Source organism: Vibrio sp. 2132-1 (assembly GCF_033344315.1).
On the sequence record NZ_JAWPON010000480.1, the window covers coordinates 1 to 628 of the forward strand.

General features: G+C 44.7%; 1 protein-coding gene. It reads left to right on the forward strand.

The window, feature by feature from the left end:
- Positions 1-138 precede the first annotated feature (138 nt).
- A complete protein-coding gene (locus tag R8N47_RS26160; RefSeq protein WP_078558270.1) occupies positions 139-600 on the forward strand; it encodes a GNAT family N-acetyltransferase in 462 nt (153 codons plus the stop codon).
- Positions 601-628 lie beyond the last annotated feature (28 nt).

Genomic DNA, 628 nt, shown 5'->3' on the forward strand with positions numbered 1-628 from the left:
ATCCTCAGGTGGGATGAAAAAGAGGGCACATTATCGCCAGATTTTCTGGGAAGACCAGTGAAAATTAACCATTGTTAATGAGTATTGAAACAAAAGCGAGTACATTCAGGCACTCTACTATCATTATGGACGACGGACATGACCACTTGGATCACTTTGCCTTTTGCTCAACTAACTACCTTACAACTGTATGAGATGCTGCGCTTACGCGTCGACGTGTTCGTCGTCGAGCAAACTTGCCCGTACCCGGAGCTAGATGGTAAGGATATTATTGACGGCGTTCATCACCTACTCGGCTACCACAATGATGAATTAGTTGCCTGCGCTCGGCTTCTGCCAGCTGGAACCACTTACGATAACGTCAGTATTGGCCGAGTCGTGACCAAACAAACAGCCCGAGGTGGTGGCTTAGGCCATCGGCTAATCACACAAGCCATCCAAGCATGTTCTACGTTATGGCCCGAAAAAACCATAGACATTGGTGCACAAGAACATCTTATCGATTTTTATGCTCACCATGGATTTGAAGTTATTTCTGACAGTTACTTAGAAGATGGAATTCCACACGTAGACATGCGTAGGAAGCAATCGACTCAATAAACCTCTACAAAACTACAATAAAAAAGAC